The sequence below is a fragment of the Variovorax sp. OK212 genome (assembly GCF_900112425.1).
GTDB lineage: Bacteria > Pseudomonadota > Gammaproteobacteria > Burkholderiales > Burkholderiaceae_C > Variovorax.
The window spans coordinates 97,716-114,604 of the sequence record NZ_FOLP01000020.1 but is presented as its reverse complement, the minus strand read 5'-3'; the positions used below and the strand labels follow the sequence as shown (position 1 = coordinate 114,604).

Sequence of the window (16,889 nt, the reverse complement as noted above, 5' to 3'; positions counted from 1 at the left end):
ACGACAACCTGTACCACACGGTGCTGGGCGTGATGGACGTGACCACGCCCACCTACAAGCCCGCGCTGGACGCGCTGGCCGCCTGCCGTGCAAAGGGCTGAGCGGGCCCTGAGCGCTCGGTCCCCCGAGCGCTCGGGCCATGGGGTACCGGCTACTTCTTCTCGCGGGGCAGCCGCCCCATCAGGAAGAACTCGTGGTTCGGCTGCATGCCGCTGAAGCTCGCCAGGCGGTTGCTCAGGCCGAAGAAGGCGGTGATGGCCGCGATGTCCCAGATGTCCTCGTCGTCGAAGCCGTGCGCGTGCAGCGGCGCGAAGTCGCTGTCGTCGATCTCGTGCGAGCGGTCGCAGACCTTCATCGCAAAGTCGAGCATGGCGCGCTGGCGCGGCGTGATGTCGGCCTTGCGGTAGTTCACCGCCACCTGGTCGGCCACCAGCGGCTTCTTCTCGTAGATGCGCAGCAGCGCGCCGTGCGCCACCACGCAGTACAGGCACTGGTTGGCCGCGCTGGTGGTGGTGACGATCATCTCGCGGTCGCCCTTGGTGAGCGAGCCTTCTTCCTTGAGCATCAGCGCGTCGTGGTACGCGAAGAAGGCGCGCCATTCGGCCGGGCGGCGCGCCAGGCCCAGGAACACGTTGGGCACGAAGCCCGCCTTCTCCTGCACGGCAAGGATCGCGGTGCGGATGTCCTCGGGCAGGTTCTCGAGTTCGGCGAGCGGGTAGCGGGTGGTCGTCGTCATGGCGTCTCCGGTCTGTTCGTTGATTCGTCGGTTGGCTGAAAGCGCCCTGAAAGCGTCCTGAAAGGCGCGAGGCGGCTTCCATCATAGGCAAGACACTTTCCTACAAGACACGGCGCGCGTGGTCGCGATGATGAAGGCTCGCACAACAACACGCGGCCCGCTGCCGCACACAACGCGATGAAAGACGTGTCGTATTCCGACCGGCGGGGATTCCTGCGCCGGTCCATCGCCATCGTGCCGGCCGCCACGGCCTTCGGCGCCGGTGGCGTCACCGGTGCCGCGCTGGCGCAGACCGCCGCCAAGGCGCCCGCTCCCGCAACCAGCCCCGGCGCGCCCAACGCTCCGTACACCCCCGTCTACTTCAACGCCACCGAATGGGCCTTCGTGCAGGCCGCGGTCGCGCGGCTGATTCCGTCCGACGACGCGGGCCCCGGCGCCATCGAGGCGGGCGTGCCCGAGTTCATCGACCGGCAGATGGAAGGCGCCTTCGGCCATGCGGCCACCTGGTACATGCAGGGCCCGTTCATCGAGGTGTCGCCGCTGTTCGGCTACCAGAAGAAGATGCCGCCGCGCGAGGTGTACCGCGCGGGCATTGCCGCCACCGACGCCTACTGCCGCAAGCAGTTCGCCGACAAGCCCTTCGCGCAGCTCGCCGCGGCGCAGCAGGACGACGTGCTCAAGGGCCTGGAGGCCGGCAGCGTCACGCTCGACGGCGTGGGCGCAACCGACTTCTTCGGCTTCCTGTTGCAGAACACCAAGGAGGGCTACTTCAGCGACCCCATCCACGGCGGCAACAAGAACGCCGCGGCGTGGAAGATGATCGGCTTTCCCGGCGCGCGCGCCGACTACGCCGACTGGGTCGACCGGCCCGGCGTCAAGTACAACCTGCCGCCGGTGAGCATCGCCGGGCCGCAGGGCTGAGGGCGCGCACACCATGGCAAACATCAAGAAACCCGGTGTCGACGCGGTGCTGGTCGGCTTCGGCTGGACCGGCGCGATCATGGGCATGGAGCTCACCGCGGCCGGCCTGAAGGTGCTGGCGCTGGAGCGCGGCGAGAACCGCGACACGCAACCCGACTTCGCCTACCCGCGCATCACCGACGAGCTGAGCTACGGCATCCGCGGCAAGCTGTTCCAGAACCTCTCGCGCGAGACCGTGACCATCCGCCACACGCCGGCCGAGATCGCGGTGCCGTACCGGCAGCTCGCGTCCTTCCTGCCCGGCGACGGCGTGGGCGGCGCGGGCGTGCACTGGAACGGCCACCACTGGCGCGCGCTGCCGAGCGACCTGCGCATCCGCAGCCACTACGAAGAGCGCTACGGCAAGAAGTTCATTCCCGAAGGCATGACCATCCAGGACTTCGGCGTGAGCTACGACGAGCTGGAGCCGCACTTCGACCAGTTCGAGAAGATCTGCGGCACCTCGGGCAAGGCCGGCAACATCGGCGGGCAGATCCAGGCCGGCGGCAACCCGTTCGAAGGCGCGCGCGCCAACGAATTTCCGCTGCCGCCGCTGGCCTCCGTCAACAGCGCCCGGCTGTTCGAGAAGGCCGCGCGCGACCTGGGCTACCACCCGTTCCCGCAGGCCGCGGCCAATGCCTCGCGCGCCTACACCAACCCGCACGGCGCGCAGCTCGGGCCGTGCAACTTCTGCGGCTTCTGCGAGCGCTACGGCTGCTACATGTATTCGAAGGCCTCGCCGCAGACCACGCTGCTGCCGGTGCTGATGAAGCGGCCCAACTTCGAGCTGCGCACCAGGTCGCACGTGCTGCGCGTGAACATGTCGCCCGACGGCAAGCGCGCCACCGGCGTGACCTACGTGGACGCCGAAGGCAACGAGGTCGAGCAGCCCGCCGACCTGGTGGTGCTGTGCGCCTACCAGTTCCACAACGTGCGCCTGCTGCTGCTGTCGAACATCGGCAAGAAGTACGACCCGGCCACCGGCGAAGGCGTGGTGGGCCGCAACTACGCCTACCAGCTCAACGGCGGCGCCAGCCTGTTCTTCGACAAGGACCAGCCGATGAACCCCTTCGTCGGCGCGGGCGCCAGCGGCACCGTCATCGACGACTTCGACGGCGACAACTTCGACCACGGCCCGGCGGGCTTCGTGGGCGGCGCCAGCATCAACTGCATCAACACCGGCGGGCGCCCGATCCAGCAGCTGAGCCTGCCGCCCGGCACGCCGAGCTGGGGCGCGGGCTGGAAGAAGGCCGCGAAGGAAAACTATCTCTACCAGGCCGGCGTGGGCAGCCAGGGCTCGGTGATGGCCTACCGCGACAACTACCTCGACCTCGACCCGACCTACAAGGACGTGCACGGCCAGCCGCTGCTGCGCATGACCTTCGACTGGAAGGCCAACGACCTCGCGATGACGCAGTTCATCGGCACCAAGGTCGAGCAGATCGCCAGGGCCATGGGGCCCAAGCAGCTGAAGATGAACTTCCAGAAGGCCGGCGCGCACTACGACGTGCGCTACTACCAGTCGACCCACAACACCGGCGGCGCCCCCATGGGCACCGACCCCTCCACCAGCGCCGTGAACCGCTTCCTGCAGGTGTGGGACGTGCCCAACGTGTTCGTGATGGGCGCCAGCGCCTTCCCGCAGAACTTCGGCTACAACCCGACTGGCATGGTGGGTGCGCTGGCGTACTGGTCGGCCAAGGCCATCCGCGAGCAGTACCTGAAGAACCCGGGAGCGCTGGCATGAGCGCGCGACGCCTGTATGGCGGCGTGGCCGCGGCCGTGGTGCTGCTGTGCGCCGGGGCCTGGGCCGTGGCGCAGAAGGCCGAGGCACCGGCGGCCACACCCGCGGCGGCACCGGCGTCCGCGCCCGTGGCCAATGCAACGCCGGCAGCCGCGCCTGCTGCCCCGGCCGACCCCGTGCTGGAGCGCGGCCGCTACCTCGCGCGTGCCGGCGACTGCGTCAGCTGCCACACCGCGCCGGGCAAGCCTGCCTTCGGCGGCGGCCTGCCGATGAAGACGCCGTTCGGCACCATCGTGTCGACCAACATCACGCCCGACCCCGAGGCCGGCATCGGCGCCTACACCGAGGCCGAGTTCGCCCGCGCGCTGCGCGAAGGCGTGGCCAAGGACGGCCACCGCCTGTACCCCGCCATGCCGTACCCGTCGTTCGCCCGCGTGAACGACGAGGACATGCACGCGCTCTTCACCTTCTTTCGCGGCGGCGTGCAGCCCGTCGCGCAGAAGCCGCCGGCCACCGACCTGCCATGGCCCTTCAGCATGCGCGGCCTGATGATCGGCTGGAACTGGCTCTACCTCGACAAGGGCGTGTACCAGAGCGACACCGCACGCAGCGCCGAGTGGAATCGCGGCGCCTACCTGGTGCAGGGCCTGGGCCATTGCGGCGACTGCCACACCCCGCGCAGCATGCTCGGCGGCGTGAAGGCGGCCAGCGACAGGAAGGGCGAGCTCTTTCTTTCGGGCGCGGTCATCGACGGCTGGTATGCGCAACCCCTGCGCCACACCGACCGCCCGACCATGGCGCAGTGGTCGTCCGAAGACATCGTGCAGTACCTGCAGACCGGGCGCACCAGCCACACCGCAGCATTCGGCGCGATGGTCGACGTGGTGCAGAACAGCACGCAGCACATGTCCACGCAGGACCTGCAGGCCGTGGCGGCGTACCTGCAATCGCTGGGCATGAAGGACGATGCGAAGGGTGCGTCTTCCCCGTCTTCCCCGTCGTCTCCGCCATCCCCGGCCTCGCTGGTGGCGGCCGCGCCCAAGCACCCCACCGCGCTCGCATTGCGCAACGGCACCGTCGAAGGCAACAGCGGCGCGATGGTCTACCTGAACAACTGCAACGCCTGCCACCGCTCCGACGGCACCGGCGCGGACAAGACCTTTCCGGCGCTTGCCGGCAACAGCGTGGTGAATGCGAAAGACCCGACCTCGCTCATTCGCCTGGTGCTCGCCGGCTCGGCCATGCCCAGCACCGCCAAGGCCCCGTCGCCCATCGCCATGCCCGACTTCGGCTGGCGCCTGACCGATGCCGACGTGGCCAGCGTGCTGAGCTTTGCGCGCTCGAGCTGGGGCAACCAGGGCGAGGCCGTGACGGCCGCGCAGGTGGCCAAGGTGCGCGACACGGTGAAGCCGGTGGTGGCGAAGAACCCCTGAGGCTGAGGCGCCCGAAGTACGGCCGAGCCCGACGGGGCCCGCCCGCTACTTCAGCGCCTTGCCCGCCGACGCGCCCAACGGCGTGTGCAACTGCGAGGCCACCCACGCACCGCTGTTGTCGTCGCGCCCCTGCAGCAGATAGCGCGTGTCGGCCTTGCCGTAGTTCTGCACGGCCATGGCCGAGAACTTGCCGATGTCCGTCTTCGGGTCGCGCAGGCGGTTGACGATCAGCACCTTCTTCGTGTCCGCAAAGTCGGCCATCATGTTCTGGTCGCCCTCGCTGTCGCCGGCCACAAAGCTCGGGCCGTAGCCGTACTTGGCGACCAAAAAGCGCTGGATGTTCTTCGTCTTGCCCGGCCCCTGCGTCTGGTCGTAGCCGCGGCGGAATTCGGGCTGAATCACGCCCTTGGCATCGCGCTCCAGCTCCATCGCCAGCACGCGCTCGGGCGGGTTGTTGTAGCCGAAGGCCGGGTTCGAGGAGATCTCCTTGATCACGTCGACGAACGAGGCCGAGCACACCCACACGTCGAAGCCCGCGTTGCGGAAAGCCGCATAGAGCTGCTGCATTTCGGGCTGCAGGCGCAGGCCGTTCTTCCAGCTCACCGACACCACGCCCGCGCGGCCCGGCAGCGCGGCCGGCGAGGTCCACTTGACCTTGGCGACCGGCTCCTTCAACTGCCACGCCACCGTGTCGGCCGTGAGCTTGCGCACCTGCGCCTCGGTCATGCCGACGAAGAGGTACGTCACCCACGGGTAGGCCGTGTCGTGGTCGAAGGTGTCGCCGATGGCTTCGTACAGGTAGCGCACCTTGGTGATGAAGGCGCCGTAGTGCGGGCTCATCGCCACCACCGCCAGCGACTGGTCGCCCTTCAGGCCCTTGTAGTTCTGGTACAGCCACGTGTAGCTGGCGACGATGTCGGGCACCACGCGGTCGATGTTCACGGCCTGGCCGGCCGCGTTGTTGTACGCGGGCAGGAAGTCTTTTTTCGGAATGTTCTTGCGCAGCGCCACCTCGAGCTGCGCGGGCGTGGCGCCGAAGACCAGGTTCTCGAGCTGGTAGATCAGCGAGGCTTCCTCGATGTCGAGGAAGACGCTGGTGTTGTCCCAGTCGAACACCACGTACGGCGGCTTGGCCGCGTTGTAGCCGGGGCTGGCCTTGCCCTGGCTGGCGATCAGGCCTTCGATCTGCGCGCGGTTGAACGCGTCCCAGTGGCCCGCATCGAGGCCGGCGCCTTTACCGGACGAGAGGCTGGCGCAGCCGGCGGCGACGAGCGCGGCGGCCATGGGGGTGAGAAGGACGAGACGGCGTTGCATGCGTTCCCTGTAGTTGTGCGTTGTTGAAGAGAGCCACGGAGCGTATGCAACGCCTGTGACAGTTCCGCGCGGAACTACGCATCAGTCGTGCCAGGCCGTTCGAGGCGTGGCGCGTACACGGCACGCGGCGGCGGCAAAGCTACAGTGAATGCCCCTGTGACCGTCCCCGTTTGAACCCACGGAGCCTCCGCGGGCTGGCGCGAGACCGGGACCGTTCAGCACCCTCAGACCCTGCAACCCCAAGCACGGAGACCCGAATGAGAAAGCTCAAAGTCATGGAACACATCTCGCTGGACGGCGTGATTCAGTCCTCCGGCGAAGACGACTTTCCTTACGCCGAGTGGACCGCGCTGTACCGTACGCCCGCAGGCCGCGACGAAGTCTTCGCCGCGCACGGCGATCGCTTCGATCTGCTGCTCGGGCGTCGCACCTACGACCTGTGGTCGGGCTTCTGGCCGAAGGCGCCGAGCAGCCCGATGTCCGACGGCTTGAATGCGGCGACCAAATATGTCGTGACGCACCGCCCGGAAAGTCTGGCCTGGGGCCCGTTCGAAGGCCTCGGGCCGGACATCGTCGAGGGCGTTCGCCGCATCAAGTCGCAGGCGGGCCCGGACCTGGTCCTGTGGGGCAGTTCCACGCTGACGTCGACGCTGTTCGAGCACGGGCTGGCAGACGAAGTGACGCTGATCGTCTATCCGGTCCTGCTGGGCACCGGGAAGCGCCTCTTCGCGCAGGGAAGCCCGCCACGTGCCTTCGAACTCGTCAGCACGAAGGCCATGCCGTCCGGTGTGATCCTCAGTTCCTACAAGTTCGCCGGCCCTCTGGCATCCGCGGCGAACTAGCGCCGGTGCCCTCGACGAGACCCAGCTCGCACCCCATGCAGCGACGAGCCAAAAGCTGACGTCGTCGTTGCGGGCAGACCGGCAAGAGATAAAAGCCAGGCTGATAGAACCTGTGATTCAACGGCACGCGTGCATTTGCACGCGCCGGTCGAACACACAGGAGAGTTCCGGATGTCCGAGACCCACAAGACAATTCTGCAGAAGGCCAATGCGGCCATCACCCAAGGCGACTGCGAGGGGTTCCTGGCGTTCTGCACCGACGACACGCAATGGAATTTCGTTGGCGACAGGACCCTCAGCGGCAAGCAGGCCGTTCGCGAATGGATGGCGACCGCCTACAAGGAGCCGCCCCGGTTCGAGGTGCATCGCCTGATTGCCGATGGCGACTTTCTCTCGGCCGTTGGCGAGATCACGCTGAAGGACGAAGCCGGCAAGACGGCGCGCCATGCGTACTGCGACGTCTGGCGTTTTCGCGATGGCAAGCTGGCCGAGCTGCAAGCCTTTGTCGTCGAGGCTCGCCTGGAAGGCGATGCACCCGCGCGGCAGGGCTGACGACGCTATTTGGGAAGCCCGGCTGCCCGCCCAAGCTCCGCCGCCCCACGCTGCTGCAGCACCGCCAGGTCGCTCTCGTCCTTCAGCCCGACGCCGGTCAACCCCCGGCGCAGCGACTCGCGCATCAGCCACGCCAGCTTGAACGCGGCCGTCTCGTACGCCAGCCCTTCGGGCCGCACGTTCGAGATGCAGTTGCGCTCGGCGTCGTGCCGGCCGCGCTTGGGGGAATGGGTCAGGTAGATGCCCAGGCTGTCCGGCGAACTCAGGCCCGGCCGCTCGCCGATCAGCATCACCGACAGCGCCGCGCCGAACAGCTCGCCCACCTCATCGGCCAATGCCACGCGGGCCTGCGTGGCGATGACCACGGGCGCGAAGCTGGTGTCGGCGGGCAGGTGCGCGCGCAAGGCGGCCAGCAGCGGCGCGGCATGGCGCGCCACCGCGAGCGATGAAAGGCCGTCGCCGACGACCACGCACACATCGCAGCCGTAGCGCCGGTCGCGCAGCAGGTGCGTGGCGTCGTCCTCGTGCAGCTGGCGGCCGAGGTCGGGGCGGCGCAGGTATTCGGTGCGGTCGGCGGCGCAGCTGTGTGCGCGTACCACTTGCCAGTGTTGTGCGCTCAGTGCGGCTTCGAGCGCATCGACGTCCAGCGGCGCGTGGATCGCGTCGCGCGCCATCGCGTGCGCCCAGCCGAAGCGCAAGGTCTCGTCGGTCGGCATGCCGGCGCCGGCGCGGCCCAGCGCCAGCCGCGCGGGCGTGGCCGAGCGCCATTGCGCCCAGGGGTTGGGGGTGACGGCGTCGCTCATGGTGTGAGTGCGCTGAGGCCGTTCAGGCCACTCAAGCCGCTCAAGCTGCTCATGTCGGCCAGCAGCCGGTTGGCCGATGGCGGCGCGAGTTGCCCCGCAGCGTCGGTGATCTGCATGCGCTGCAGCCAGGCCTCGAACTCGGGTGCGCGCTTCAGGCCCAGCGTGTCGCGCAGGAACAGCGCGTCGTGGAACGAGGTGCTCTGGTAGTTGAGCATCACGTCGTCGGCGCCCGGAATGCCCATGATGAAGTTGATGCCCGCCGTGCCCAGCAGCACCAGCAGGGTGTCCATGTCGTCCTGATCGGCCTCGGCGTGGTTGGTGTAGCAGATGTCGCAGCCGATGGGCAGGCCCAGCAGCTTGCCGCTGAAGTGGTCCTCGAGCCCGGCGCGAATGATCTGCTTGCCGTCGTACAGGTACTCCGGGCCGATGAAGCCGACCACCGTGTTGATGAGGAAGGGCTTGTAGCGCCGCGCCAGCGCATAGGCGCGCACTTCGCAGGTCTGCTGGTCGACGCCGAAGTTGGCGTTGGCCGACAGCGCGCTGCCCTGGCCGGTCTCGAAGTACATGACGTTGTCGCCGATGGTGCCGCGCTTCAGTGACAGCGCCGCCGCGTAGGCCTCGTCGAGCAGCTCGGGCGTCACGCCGAACGAGAGGTTGGCCTTCTCGGTGCCCGCGATCGACTGGAACACGAGGTCGACCGGCGCGCCGGCCTCGGCCAGCTTGAGCGTGTTGGTCACGTGCGTGAGCACGCAGCTCTGCGTGGGAATCTCGAAGCGCTGGATCACCTCGTCGAGCATGTGCAGCAGGCGGCCCAGCACGGGCATGCTGTCGGACGCCGGGTTCAGTCCGATCACCGCGTCGCCCGCGCCGTACAGCAGGCCGTCGAGCGTGGAGGCGGCCACGCCGCGCAGGTCGTCGGTCGGGTGGTTGGGCTGCAGGCGCACGGCCAGGTGGCCGGGCAGGCCGATGGTGTCGCGAAAGCGCGTGACCACGCTGCACTTCTTCGCGACCGACACCAGGTCCTGGTTGCGCATGAGCTTGGACACGGCGGCCACCATCTCGGGCGTGAGGCCCGGTGCGAGCGCGCCGAGCGTGGCGGTGGTGGCCGCTTGCGAAAGCAGCCAGTTGCGGAAGTCGCCGACCGTGAGGTGCGCCACCGGCGCGAAGGCCTGCGCGTCGTGGCCGTCGATGATGAGGCGCGTGATGTTGTCGCTCTCGTACGGGATCAGCGCCTCGCTGAGGAACTGCCTGAGCGGCGTGTCGGCGAGCACGTGGCGCGCGGCCATGCGCTGCTGCGCGGTGGCCGCGCCGATGCCCGCGAGGTAGTCGCCCGAACGCGCCGGGCTCGCGAAGGCCAGGACCTGCCGAAGGTCTTCGAAGCTGAAGACCTGGCCGGCGATGGTGGTGCGGTACAGCATCTTTTCGGTGTGCGGCTTCGCGTGTCAGGCGCCGGTGGTCGAAGACAGCATCTCGTCGGGCGCGGCGGCCTCGCGCTGCCCCGAGGTCAGCAGGAAGTAGCCGTAGGCCGCGGCCATCAGCACGATGAACAGCAGCGTGAGCATGGCGTTGAACCACACCATCGCGCCCAGGCACACCACGCCCAGGCCCAGCGCAATGGCCGGGAACACGGGGTAGAAGGGCGCGCGGTAGGTGCGCAGCAAGTTCGGCTCGCTATTGCGCAGCTTGAAGAGCGCGGCCATCGAGATCAGGTACATCACGATGGCGCCGAGCACGGCCATGGTGACGATGTTGGCCGTGAGCGTCTGCCCGCCGAACTGCACCCACTCGTCGCTGAAGATGGCGATGACGCCGATCACGCCGCCGGCCAGCAGCGCGCGGTGCGGCGTGTCGAAGCGCGGGCTCAGGCCGGCGAAGTAGCGCGGCAGGTAGCCCGCGCGCGCCAGCGCGAAGATCTGGCGCGAGTAGCCCATGATGATCCCGTGGAACGAAGCGATCAGCCCGAACAGGCCGATCCACACCAGCATGTGCAGCCAGCCGCTGTTCTCGCCCACCACCGCCTTCATGGCCTGCGGCAGCGGGTCGTTGATGTTGGCGAGCTTGCGCCAGTCGCCCACGCCGCCCGCGAAGATCATCACGCCGAAGGCCAGCACCACCAGCGTGACGATGCCCGTGGTGTACGCGATGGGAATGGTGCGGTGCGGGTCGCGCGCCTCTTCGGCCGCCATGGCCGCGCCCTCGATGGCCAGGAAGAACCAGATGGCGAACGGGATCGACGCGAAGATGCCCGAGATGGCCGCGCCGTTCAGCACGCTGCCGCCGGCCCAGCCGTTGGCCGTGAAGTTGGCCAGCGTCCAGCCCGGCGTGACCACGCCCATGAACACCAGCAGCTCGACGATGGCCAGCACCGTCACGAAGAGTTCGAAGGCCGCCGCGATGCCCACGCCGATCCAGTTGAGCCCGATGAAGATCACGTACGCGCCCAGCGCGAACCACTTCGGGTTGATGCCCGGGAACTGCACGTTGAGGTACGCGCCGATGGCCAGCGCGATGGCCGGCGGCGCGAACACGAATTCGATCAGCGTGGCAAAGCCCGCCACGAAGCCGCCGTTGGGGCCGAACGCGCGCCGCGCATAGGCGAAGGGGCCGCCCGCGTGCGGAATGGCGGTGGAGAGTTCGGTGAAGCTGAAGATGAAGGTGGTGTACATGGTTGCCACCAGCACCGTGGCCACCAGGAAGCCGAGCGTGCCGGCGGTGTTCCAGCCGTAGCTCCAACCAAAGTACTCACCCGAGATGACGAGCCCGACCGCGATGCCCCAGAGCTGGAAAGGGCCGAGCACTTTCTTCAGATGGCCGTGGCCTCCCTGTGCGGGGGAGGCGGCCGGCGTGGCGTCTGTGGCGGGCATGGAGCGTCCTCTCTTGGTGGATGGTGACAGTGCACCAGCAGCAAAGCAAGGGCTGTTCCAACGCAGGGGCAAGCCGGTGAAAGGCCCCGAATATCCCCTTACAGGCGCGACACGTGCGCTGGCCATAATCGGGGCCTCTCAACCTTCGAGGTGTTTCGTGAAGTCTCTTTTCTGTGCCGCGCTCGTGTCCGTTCTTGCTGTTCCCGCTGCCTTCGCGCAGTCCGCCCCGGTGACCACGCCCAGCGGCCTGATCTACCAGTCGCTCAAGGAAGGCACCGGCGCTTCGCCCGCGGCCACCGACGTGGTCAAGGTGCACTACCGCGGCACCTTCCCCGACACCGGCAAGGAATTCGACAGCTCCTACAAGCGCGGCGAACCCACCGAGTTCCCGCTCAACGGCGTGATCCCGTGCTGGACCGAAGGCGTGCAGAAGATGAAGCCGGGCGGCAAGGCCAAGCTGACCTGCCCGCCGTCGATTGCCTACGGTGCGCGCGGCGCCGGCGGCGTGATTCCGCCGAACGCCACGCTGAACTTCGAAGTGGAGCTGGTGTCGGTCAAGCGCTGAGCTGGCTTGAACTGACTTGAACTGAACTGCGGCCTGGCCCGGCCGCGGGTGGTTCAGATCTGCGCCATGCCGCCGTCGACGAACAGCTCCGCGCCGTTCACGAAGCTGCTGTCGTCCGAGGCCAGGAACACCACGGCCTTGGCGATCTCGTCGGGCGTGCCCACGCGGCCCAGCGGAATGCCTTGCGCCTGGCTTTCGATGAAGCCCGCCACCTGGTCCTTCGTGAGGCCGAGCAGGTCGTAGGCGGGCGTCGGCACCACGCCGGGGCTCACCGCGTTCACGCGGATGCCGGCATCCTTCAGGTCCACCGTCCAGCTGCGCGCAAAGCTGCGCACCGCGGCCTTGGTCGCGCTGTAGACGCTGAAGGCCGGCGTGCCCTTGATGCTGGTGATCGACGCATTGAGCACGATCGACGCGCCCTTTGGCATCAGCGGCAATGCCTTCTGCACCGTGAAGAGCAGGCCGCGCACGTTGGTGTTGAAGATCTTGTCGAAGTGTTCTTCGGTGATCTGTCCCAGCGGCAGCAGGCTGCCGCCGCCGGCATTGGCGAACAGCACGTCCAGGCGCCCCTTCTGTTGCTGGATGGCGGCGTAGAGCCGGTCGAGGTCTTCGAGCTTGGAGACGTCGCCGAGCACGCCCGTCACGTTGCGCCCGATGGTCTTCACGGCTGCGTCGAGTTCGGCCTGGCGGCGCCCGGTGATGAACACGTAGGCACCTTCGTCGACGAAGCGCTGTGCCGTGGCCAGGCCGATGCCACTGGTGCCGCCGGTGACGAGGGCGATCTTGTCGTTGAGCTTGAGGGTCATGATTTCTTCCTTGGTGGTTGTCGATGGAAGGAAGTTTGGGCGCGACCCCCGTGCGGACCAAGAGCCCGCACGCCATTTGTTTATTCACGATTCACCAATAATCCGGCGATGGACCAGATCACCGCCATGCGCGTGTTTGCCCGTGTGGTCGAGGCCGGCACCTTCACCCGCGCCGCCGACTCGCTGCAGATGCCCAAGCCCACCGTGACGAAGCTGGTGCAGCAGCTCGAAACCCGCCTGCGCGTGAAGCTGCTGCAGCGCACCACGCGCCGCGTGACGGTCACGCCCGAGGGCGCGGCCTACTACGAGCGCACCGCGCGCGTGCTGGCGGAGCTGGAAGACATCGAGTCGGACCTGACGAACGCGCAGGCGCATCCGCGCGGGCGCCTGAGGGTGGACATCGGCTCCTCGTTCGCCAACATGATCCTGATCCCGCAGCTGCCGGCGTTCCATGCGCGGTATCCGGAGATCGAACTCGAGATCGGCGTGAGTGACCGGCCGGTGAACCTGGTCGGCGATGCGGTCGACTGCGTGATCCGCGCCGGCGAGCTGACCGACCAGTCGCTGGTGGCGCGCCGCATCGCGACCCTGCGCTTCGTGACCTGCGCGACGCCGGCCTACCTGAAGCGCCACGGCGTGCCGAAGACGCCGGCCGATCTGGGCGACGGCACGCACCGCGTGGTGGGCTACTTCTCGTCACTGAGCAACCGGCCGATTCCGCTGCGCTACGGGCGTGACGACGAACGCGTCGAGATCCACGGCCATACCGTGGTGGGCGTGAACGAGAGCACCGCGCACCTGACGGCGGTGCTCACCGGCATGGGCGTGGCGCAGGTCTTCGACGTGATGGTGGCGTCGCACCTGGAGAGCGGCGCGCTGGTCGAGGTGCTGCAGGGCTGGACGCCGCCTCCGTACCCGCTGCACGTGGTGTACCCGACCAACCGGCACCTGAGCGCCAAGCTGCGCGTGTTCGTCGACTGGGCGGTGGAGCTCTTCGCGCCCTACAACGCGCGTGCAGCGCGTTGAGGGCGACCCGCGCGCAGCGCATTGAGGGTGGCCCGCGCGCAGCGCGGTGAGGGCGACTCGCGCACAGCGCATCGAGGGTGGCCCGCGCGCCGCGCGTCGAGGGTCACCCGCGCACGCCGAGGCCGATCACCCCGGTTGGTACTGGTACAGCCAGGTCTCGGTGAGCGTCTGGTCGCCGACCTTCAGGTACATGCGCATGTCGACCGGCTCGTTGCCTTCGGGCGTGAAGTCGAACTGCGCGCGCCAATGGCCCGGCACGCCGTTGGGCACGGCCTCGGCGAACACGTAAGAGAACTTGCCGCGCGCGGCCGTCAGCACCACCTCGGGCTTCACGCCGAAGGGCACGGTGGCCAGCGGCTCGCCGATGAACTCGACCATGAACTTGCGCACGCCCTGCGGCCGCGGCTGCCCCGGCTGCCCGCCGCGGCCGATGCGCGTGGCCACGCAGCGTGCGAGCGGTGAAGGAAACGGCTCCTGGTCTGTCCAGTGCAGGCGGTACTGCAGGCTGTAGCTGGAACCCGCCTTGGCTTCGGCCTTGGGCACCCAGAAGGCGACGATGTTGTCGTGGATCTCGTCGTCGGTCGGGATCTCGATGAGCTGCACCGAGCCTTCGCCCCAGTCGCCCAGCGGTTCGATCCACAGGCTCGGGCGCTTCTCGTAGTTCACGCCGTCCTGGTAGTGGTCGAACGCGCGGTCGCGCTGCAGCAGGCCGAAGCCGCGCGGCCGGGTGTCGGCGAAGGCCGAGGCGCGCGTCTGCGTCGGGTTGTTCAGCGGGCGCCAGATGCGCTCGCCCGCGCCGTTCCAGATGGCCAGGCCGTCGGAGTCGTGCACCTCGGGACGCCAGTCGATGGCGGTGGGCTTGATGGTTTCCGAGTACCAGTACATCGAGGTCAGCGGCACCAGGCCCAGGCGCGACACGTCGCGGCGCAGGAACATGCGCGCGTCGATGTCCATGATCACGGCCTTGTTGCGCTGCATCACGAACTTGAAGACGCCGGTGACGCTCGGCCCCTCGAGCAGCGCGTAGACCGTCATCGAGGTGGTGTTGTTCGCAGCCGGCGTCTCGAAGTAGAAGCGCGTGAAGGTCGGGAATTCTTCCGCCTTGTGGGGCACCGCCACGTCGAGCGCGAGGCCGCGCGCCGACAGGCCGTACTGGTAGAGCTCGCCGATGGCGCGGAAGTACGAGGCGCCCAGAAAGGCGACCCAGTCGTTCTTCTGCCAGTCGAGCTTGCTCTGGTCGCCCAGGCGGCTTTCCTGCAGGCGGAAGCCGGCAAAGCCGGCGCCGGGCGGCAGCGCGCGCGCGGGGCTGTCGGGCGGCATCGAGAAGTACGAGGGGTTGTAGAGCACTTCGCGCGCGAAGGCGTCGCCGTCGGTGTTCTCCAGCACGTGCATGCGCACCGGCGTCTGGAAGAAGCGCCCGAGGTGGAAGAAGGTGACCGGGAACGCGCCGGGGCCGTCGCGGAAGAGGGCGTTGGCGGGGTCGAACTTGATCTTGCCGTGGGCGTCGTAGTCGATGCGGTCGAGCACTTCGGGTGCCAGCGGCGCGGCGGCCACGTAGGGCTTGGCCGCGAGCGTCTTGGCCTGCGCCACCAGCGCGTCGAACGAGAAGGGCGTGGGCTGGCTCAGTTGCAGGCCGTTGGCGGCGAGCGCCTCTTCGGGCAGTCCGAGGGTGGCGAGCGCGGCAGCGGCACCGCCGGCGGCAAGGAAGGATCGGCGATCAAGCATGTGGTTCTTGAGGGTTGCGAATCTTGCGAGTCTGGGGAGAGAGGGGAGAAGCGGAAAGTGGGTGGCCTGCAGGGTCCGCGGGCTTTGAAACCATCGTAATGCAGGCCGCGCCACGGGGATTTTCCTCCGCGACCGGGAACAGCGCCCAGCTTGCGCCCTGCCGCGCCCGCGGCGCGTCAGCCATTCCGCGCACCCCGGGCCGGACAAAGCCGCCAATTTGCGGGATTCCGCGAAATTGTGCGTTTATGTATCGGCCTCGTCGACCGCCTGCAGCGCATACACCGCGTACAGCGGCACGCCGAGCAGCAGCATCACCATCGGCGCGAAGAGCGTGTAGGGCAGGCCGATGCCCTCGAGCACACGGAAGGTGGTGTCCAGGCGCAGGCGCGGATGGGCCTGTGCCAGCTCGCCGGTGCGGCGGATGCCCCAATGGAACTCCGCGCCCGTCGCGCGCACCGACGGATGCTGCTTCGCCCGGCCCACCGCGAGCCAGCACATCGCGTCGAAGGCCAGCACCGAGCCCGCGGGCGCGCGCTCGCCGAAGGTGGCGAGCACCGCCTGCACCTGCGCGGGCTGCAGGTACATGAACACGCCCTCGGTGAACAGGAACACCGGCTGCGCGTTGCGCTTGCGCGGCAGCCCGAGCTGCTCCCACCAGTCGGGCGCGGTGAGGTCGAGCGTGCGCACGTCGTGGCGCTCGTGGGTCTCGGGAATCAGCTCGCGGCGCAGCGCGAGCACCTCGGGCAGGTCGGCGTCGGTCATGCGGGACTTGCCGTCGTCCAGCCACTGGAAGTAGTGGCTCAGGCCGCAGCCCATGTTCACCACGCGCGCGCCCGGGTGCTGCTTGAGGAACTCCTGCGCCAGGCCGCGGAAGCGCCGCGTGCGCGAGAGGATGCCGTAGATGGTGGCCCGGTCTTCCGGCAGCGCGTGCCCGTCGTCGCGGATGCGCTCCAGGATGGCGGCGGCGTAGGCGTCGCCCACGGCCACCTGGGGAAACATCGCATCGCCCGAAACTCGCGCGGCCAGCGGAATACGCAGGGTGGAAGGAACTGCCGACAGGCCGCGCGCGGGTTTGGGAAGGGTCATGGATGCTCGGAATGGACCAGCCGCCAGTCTGGCCGCTCCGGCATCGGCGGGCAAGTCAGTCTTTGGTTGTGCCGGCCGGCGCATGGCGCGCGTCGACGTAGGCCCAGGCGTGCAGGCCCGAGGCCAGCACGACGCGGTCGCGGCGGTAGTCGTCGACCTCGTAGGCATCGGCATGCGCCAGTTCGGCCGGCGTGATGGCGAAGACGGCGCCTTCCACGGCGTCGCCGGGCACATCGCTCGGCGTGGCGATGGGGTGGTGCGTCTTGCCGCTGGTCGCGACCACGGCCGGGTCCTGGATGGCGAGCTGCGCGAGCCGGTAGCCGGGCAGGCTGTCGGCGTTGCCGTCGAGCGTGCGGCCGAAGGTGGCGACCTGCACGGCGGGAAGCTGCAGGGTGCCGTAGGAGAACAGTTGCTCGGTTGCTTCGGTCATGGC

The 16,889-nt window shown here is 68.4% G+C and carries 16 protein-coding genes; 7 read left to right on the top strand and 9 right to left on the bottom strand.

The genetic code is table 11. The features are described from left to right. Positions 1-151: 151 nt before the first annotated feature. Entirely contained in the window at positions 152-736 is a 585-nt protein-coding gene (locus BM004_RS33750; protein WP_093134212.1) for a peroxidase-related enzyme, read from the bottom strand. A gap of 177 nt (positions 737-913) precedes the next feature. On the opposite strand from BM004_RS33750, the gene BM004_RS33745 reads away from it, so the two are divergent. Genes BM004_RS33745 through BM004_RS33735 form a run of 3 tightly spaced genes read left to right on the top strand, consistent with a single transcriptional unit; the run spans position 914 to position 4,873 of the window. Next, positions 914-1,657 (top strand): gluconate 2-dehydrogenase subunit 3 family protein, encoded by a 744-nt coding sequence (locus BM004_RS33745; protein ID WP_093220045.1) that lies wholly within the window; start codon positions 914-916, stop codon positions 1,655-1,657. Between the two features lie 13 nt (positions 1,658-1,670). Next, positions 1,671-3,443 (top strand): GMC family oxidoreductase, encoded by a 1,773-nt coding sequence (locus tag BM004_RS33740; protein WP_093134217.1) that lies wholly within the window; start codon positions 1,671-1,673, stop codon positions 3,441-3,443. Beyond that, positions 3,440-4,873 carry a cytochrome c gene (locus tag BM004_RS33735; protein WP_093220043.1) on the top strand — a complete coding sequence of 478 codons (1,434 nt, stop codon included), beginning with the start codon at positions 3,440-3,442 and terminating at the stop codon, positions 4,871-4,873. Before BM004_RS33740 ends, BM004_RS33735 begins: the two co-directional genes overlap by 4 nt. Positions 4,874-4,918: 45 nt before the next feature. Here the strand turns inward: BM004_RS33735 and BM004_RS33730 are convergent, their stop codons facing one another. Then, positions 4,919-6,187 carry an HAD family hydrolase gene (locus tag BM004_RS33730; protein WP_093220040.1) on the bottom strand — a complete coding sequence of 423 codons (1,269 nt, stop codon included), beginning with the start codon at positions 6,185-6,187 and terminating at the stop codon, positions 4,919-4,921. A 257-nt stretch (positions 6,188-6,444) separates the two neighbouring features. Between BM004_RS33730 and BM004_RS33725 the strand changes: the two genes are divergently transcribed. Continuing rightward, the gene (locus tag BM004_RS33725; protein ID WP_093220038.1) at positions 6,445-7,029 is read left to right on the top strand and encodes a dihydrofolate reductase family protein; all 585 of its coding nucleotides are present in this window, start codon (positions 6,445-6,447) and stop codon (positions 7,027-7,029) included. Between the two features lie 129 nt (positions 7,030-7,158). Next, positions 7,159-7,581, top strand: a complete 423-nt coding sequence (locus BM004_RS33720) for a nuclear transport factor 2 family protein (protein WP_371271176.1) — start codon at positions 7,159-7,161, stop codon at positions 7,579-7,581. 5 nt (positions 7,582-7,586) lie between these two features. Here BM004_RS33720 and eutC read toward each other — a convergent pair whose 3' ends face one another. From eutC to eat, 3 genes are read right to left on the bottom strand one after another with little or no spacing between them, the layout of a single operon-like run. Next, positions 7,587-8,384, bottom strand: a complete 798-nt coding sequence (gene eutC / locus BM004_RS33715) for an ethanolamine ammonia-lyase subunit EutC (protein ID WP_093220031.1) — start codon at positions 8,382-8,384, stop codon at positions 7,587-7,589. Next, positions 8,381-9,802, bottom strand: a complete 1,422-nt coding sequence (locus BM004_RS33710) for an ethanolamine ammonia-lyase subunit EutB (protein WP_093220028.1) — start codon at positions 9,800-9,802, stop codon at positions 8,381-8,383. The genes eutC and BM004_RS33710 overlap by 4 nt, the downstream gene beginning before the upstream one ends. 24 nt (positions 9,803-9,826) lie before the next feature. After that, positions 9,827-11,248, bottom strand: a complete 1,422-nt coding sequence (gene eat / locus BM004_RS33705) for an ethanolamine permease (RefSeq protein ID WP_093220025.1) — start codon at positions 11,246-11,248, stop codon at positions 9,827-9,829. A 157-nt stretch (positions 11,249-11,405) separates the two neighbouring features. Here eat and BM004_RS33700 point away from each other — a divergent pair, with 157 nt between their 5' ends. Then, complete coding sequence (locus tag BM004_RS33700; RefSeq protein WP_093134257.1) at positions 11,406-11,813, top strand: FKBP-type peptidyl-prolyl cis-trans isomerase; 408 nt, start codon at positions 11,406-11,408, stop codon at positions 11,811-11,813. A 53-nt stretch (positions 11,814-11,866) separates the two neighbouring features. Here BM004_RS33700 and BM004_RS33695 read toward each other — a convergent pair whose 3' ends face one another. Further along, positions 11,867-12,619 (bottom strand): glucose 1-dehydrogenase, encoded by a 753-nt coding sequence (locus BM004_RS33695; protein ID WP_093134260.1) that lies wholly within the window; start codon positions 12,617-12,619, stop codon positions 11,867-11,869. A 108-nt stretch (positions 12,620-12,727) separates the two neighbouring features. Here BM004_RS33695 and BM004_RS33690 point away from each other — a divergent pair, with 108 nt between their 5' ends. Continuing rightward, on the top strand, positions 12,728-13,645 hold the full coding sequence (locus tag BM004_RS33690) for a LysR family transcriptional regulator (protein ID WP_093220023.1): 918 nt from the start codon (positions 12,728-12,730) through the stop codon (positions 13,643-13,645). A 126-nt stretch (positions 13,646-13,771) separates the two neighbouring features. On the opposite strand, the gene BM004_RS33685 is transcribed toward BM004_RS33690, so the two are convergent. The 3 genes from BM004_RS33685 to BM004_RS33675 form a co-directional block, all read right to left on the bottom strand. Then, positions 13,772-15,370 carry an OpgD/OpgG family glucan biosynthesis protein gene (locus tag BM004_RS33685; RefSeq protein ID WP_093220020.1) on the bottom strand — a complete coding sequence of 533 codons (1,599 nt, stop codon included), beginning with the start codon at positions 15,368-15,370 and terminating at the stop codon, positions 13,772-13,774. A gap of 243 nt (positions 15,371-15,613) precedes the next feature. After that, the gene (locus BM004_RS33680) at positions 15,614-16,456 is read right to left on the bottom strand and encodes a class I SAM-dependent methyltransferase (RefSeq protein WP_093220019.1); all 843 of its coding nucleotides are present in this window, start codon (positions 16,454-16,456) and stop codon (positions 15,614-15,616) included. Positions 16,457-16,511: 55 nt separating this feature from the next. After that, positions 16,512-16,886 carry a gamma-glutamylcyclotransferase family protein gene (locus BM004_RS33675; RefSeq protein WP_093220016.1) on the bottom strand — a complete coding sequence of 125 codons (375 nt, stop codon included), beginning with the start codon at positions 16,884-16,886 and terminating at the stop codon, positions 16,512-16,514. Between the last annotated feature and the right edge of the window lie 3 nt (positions 16,887-16,889).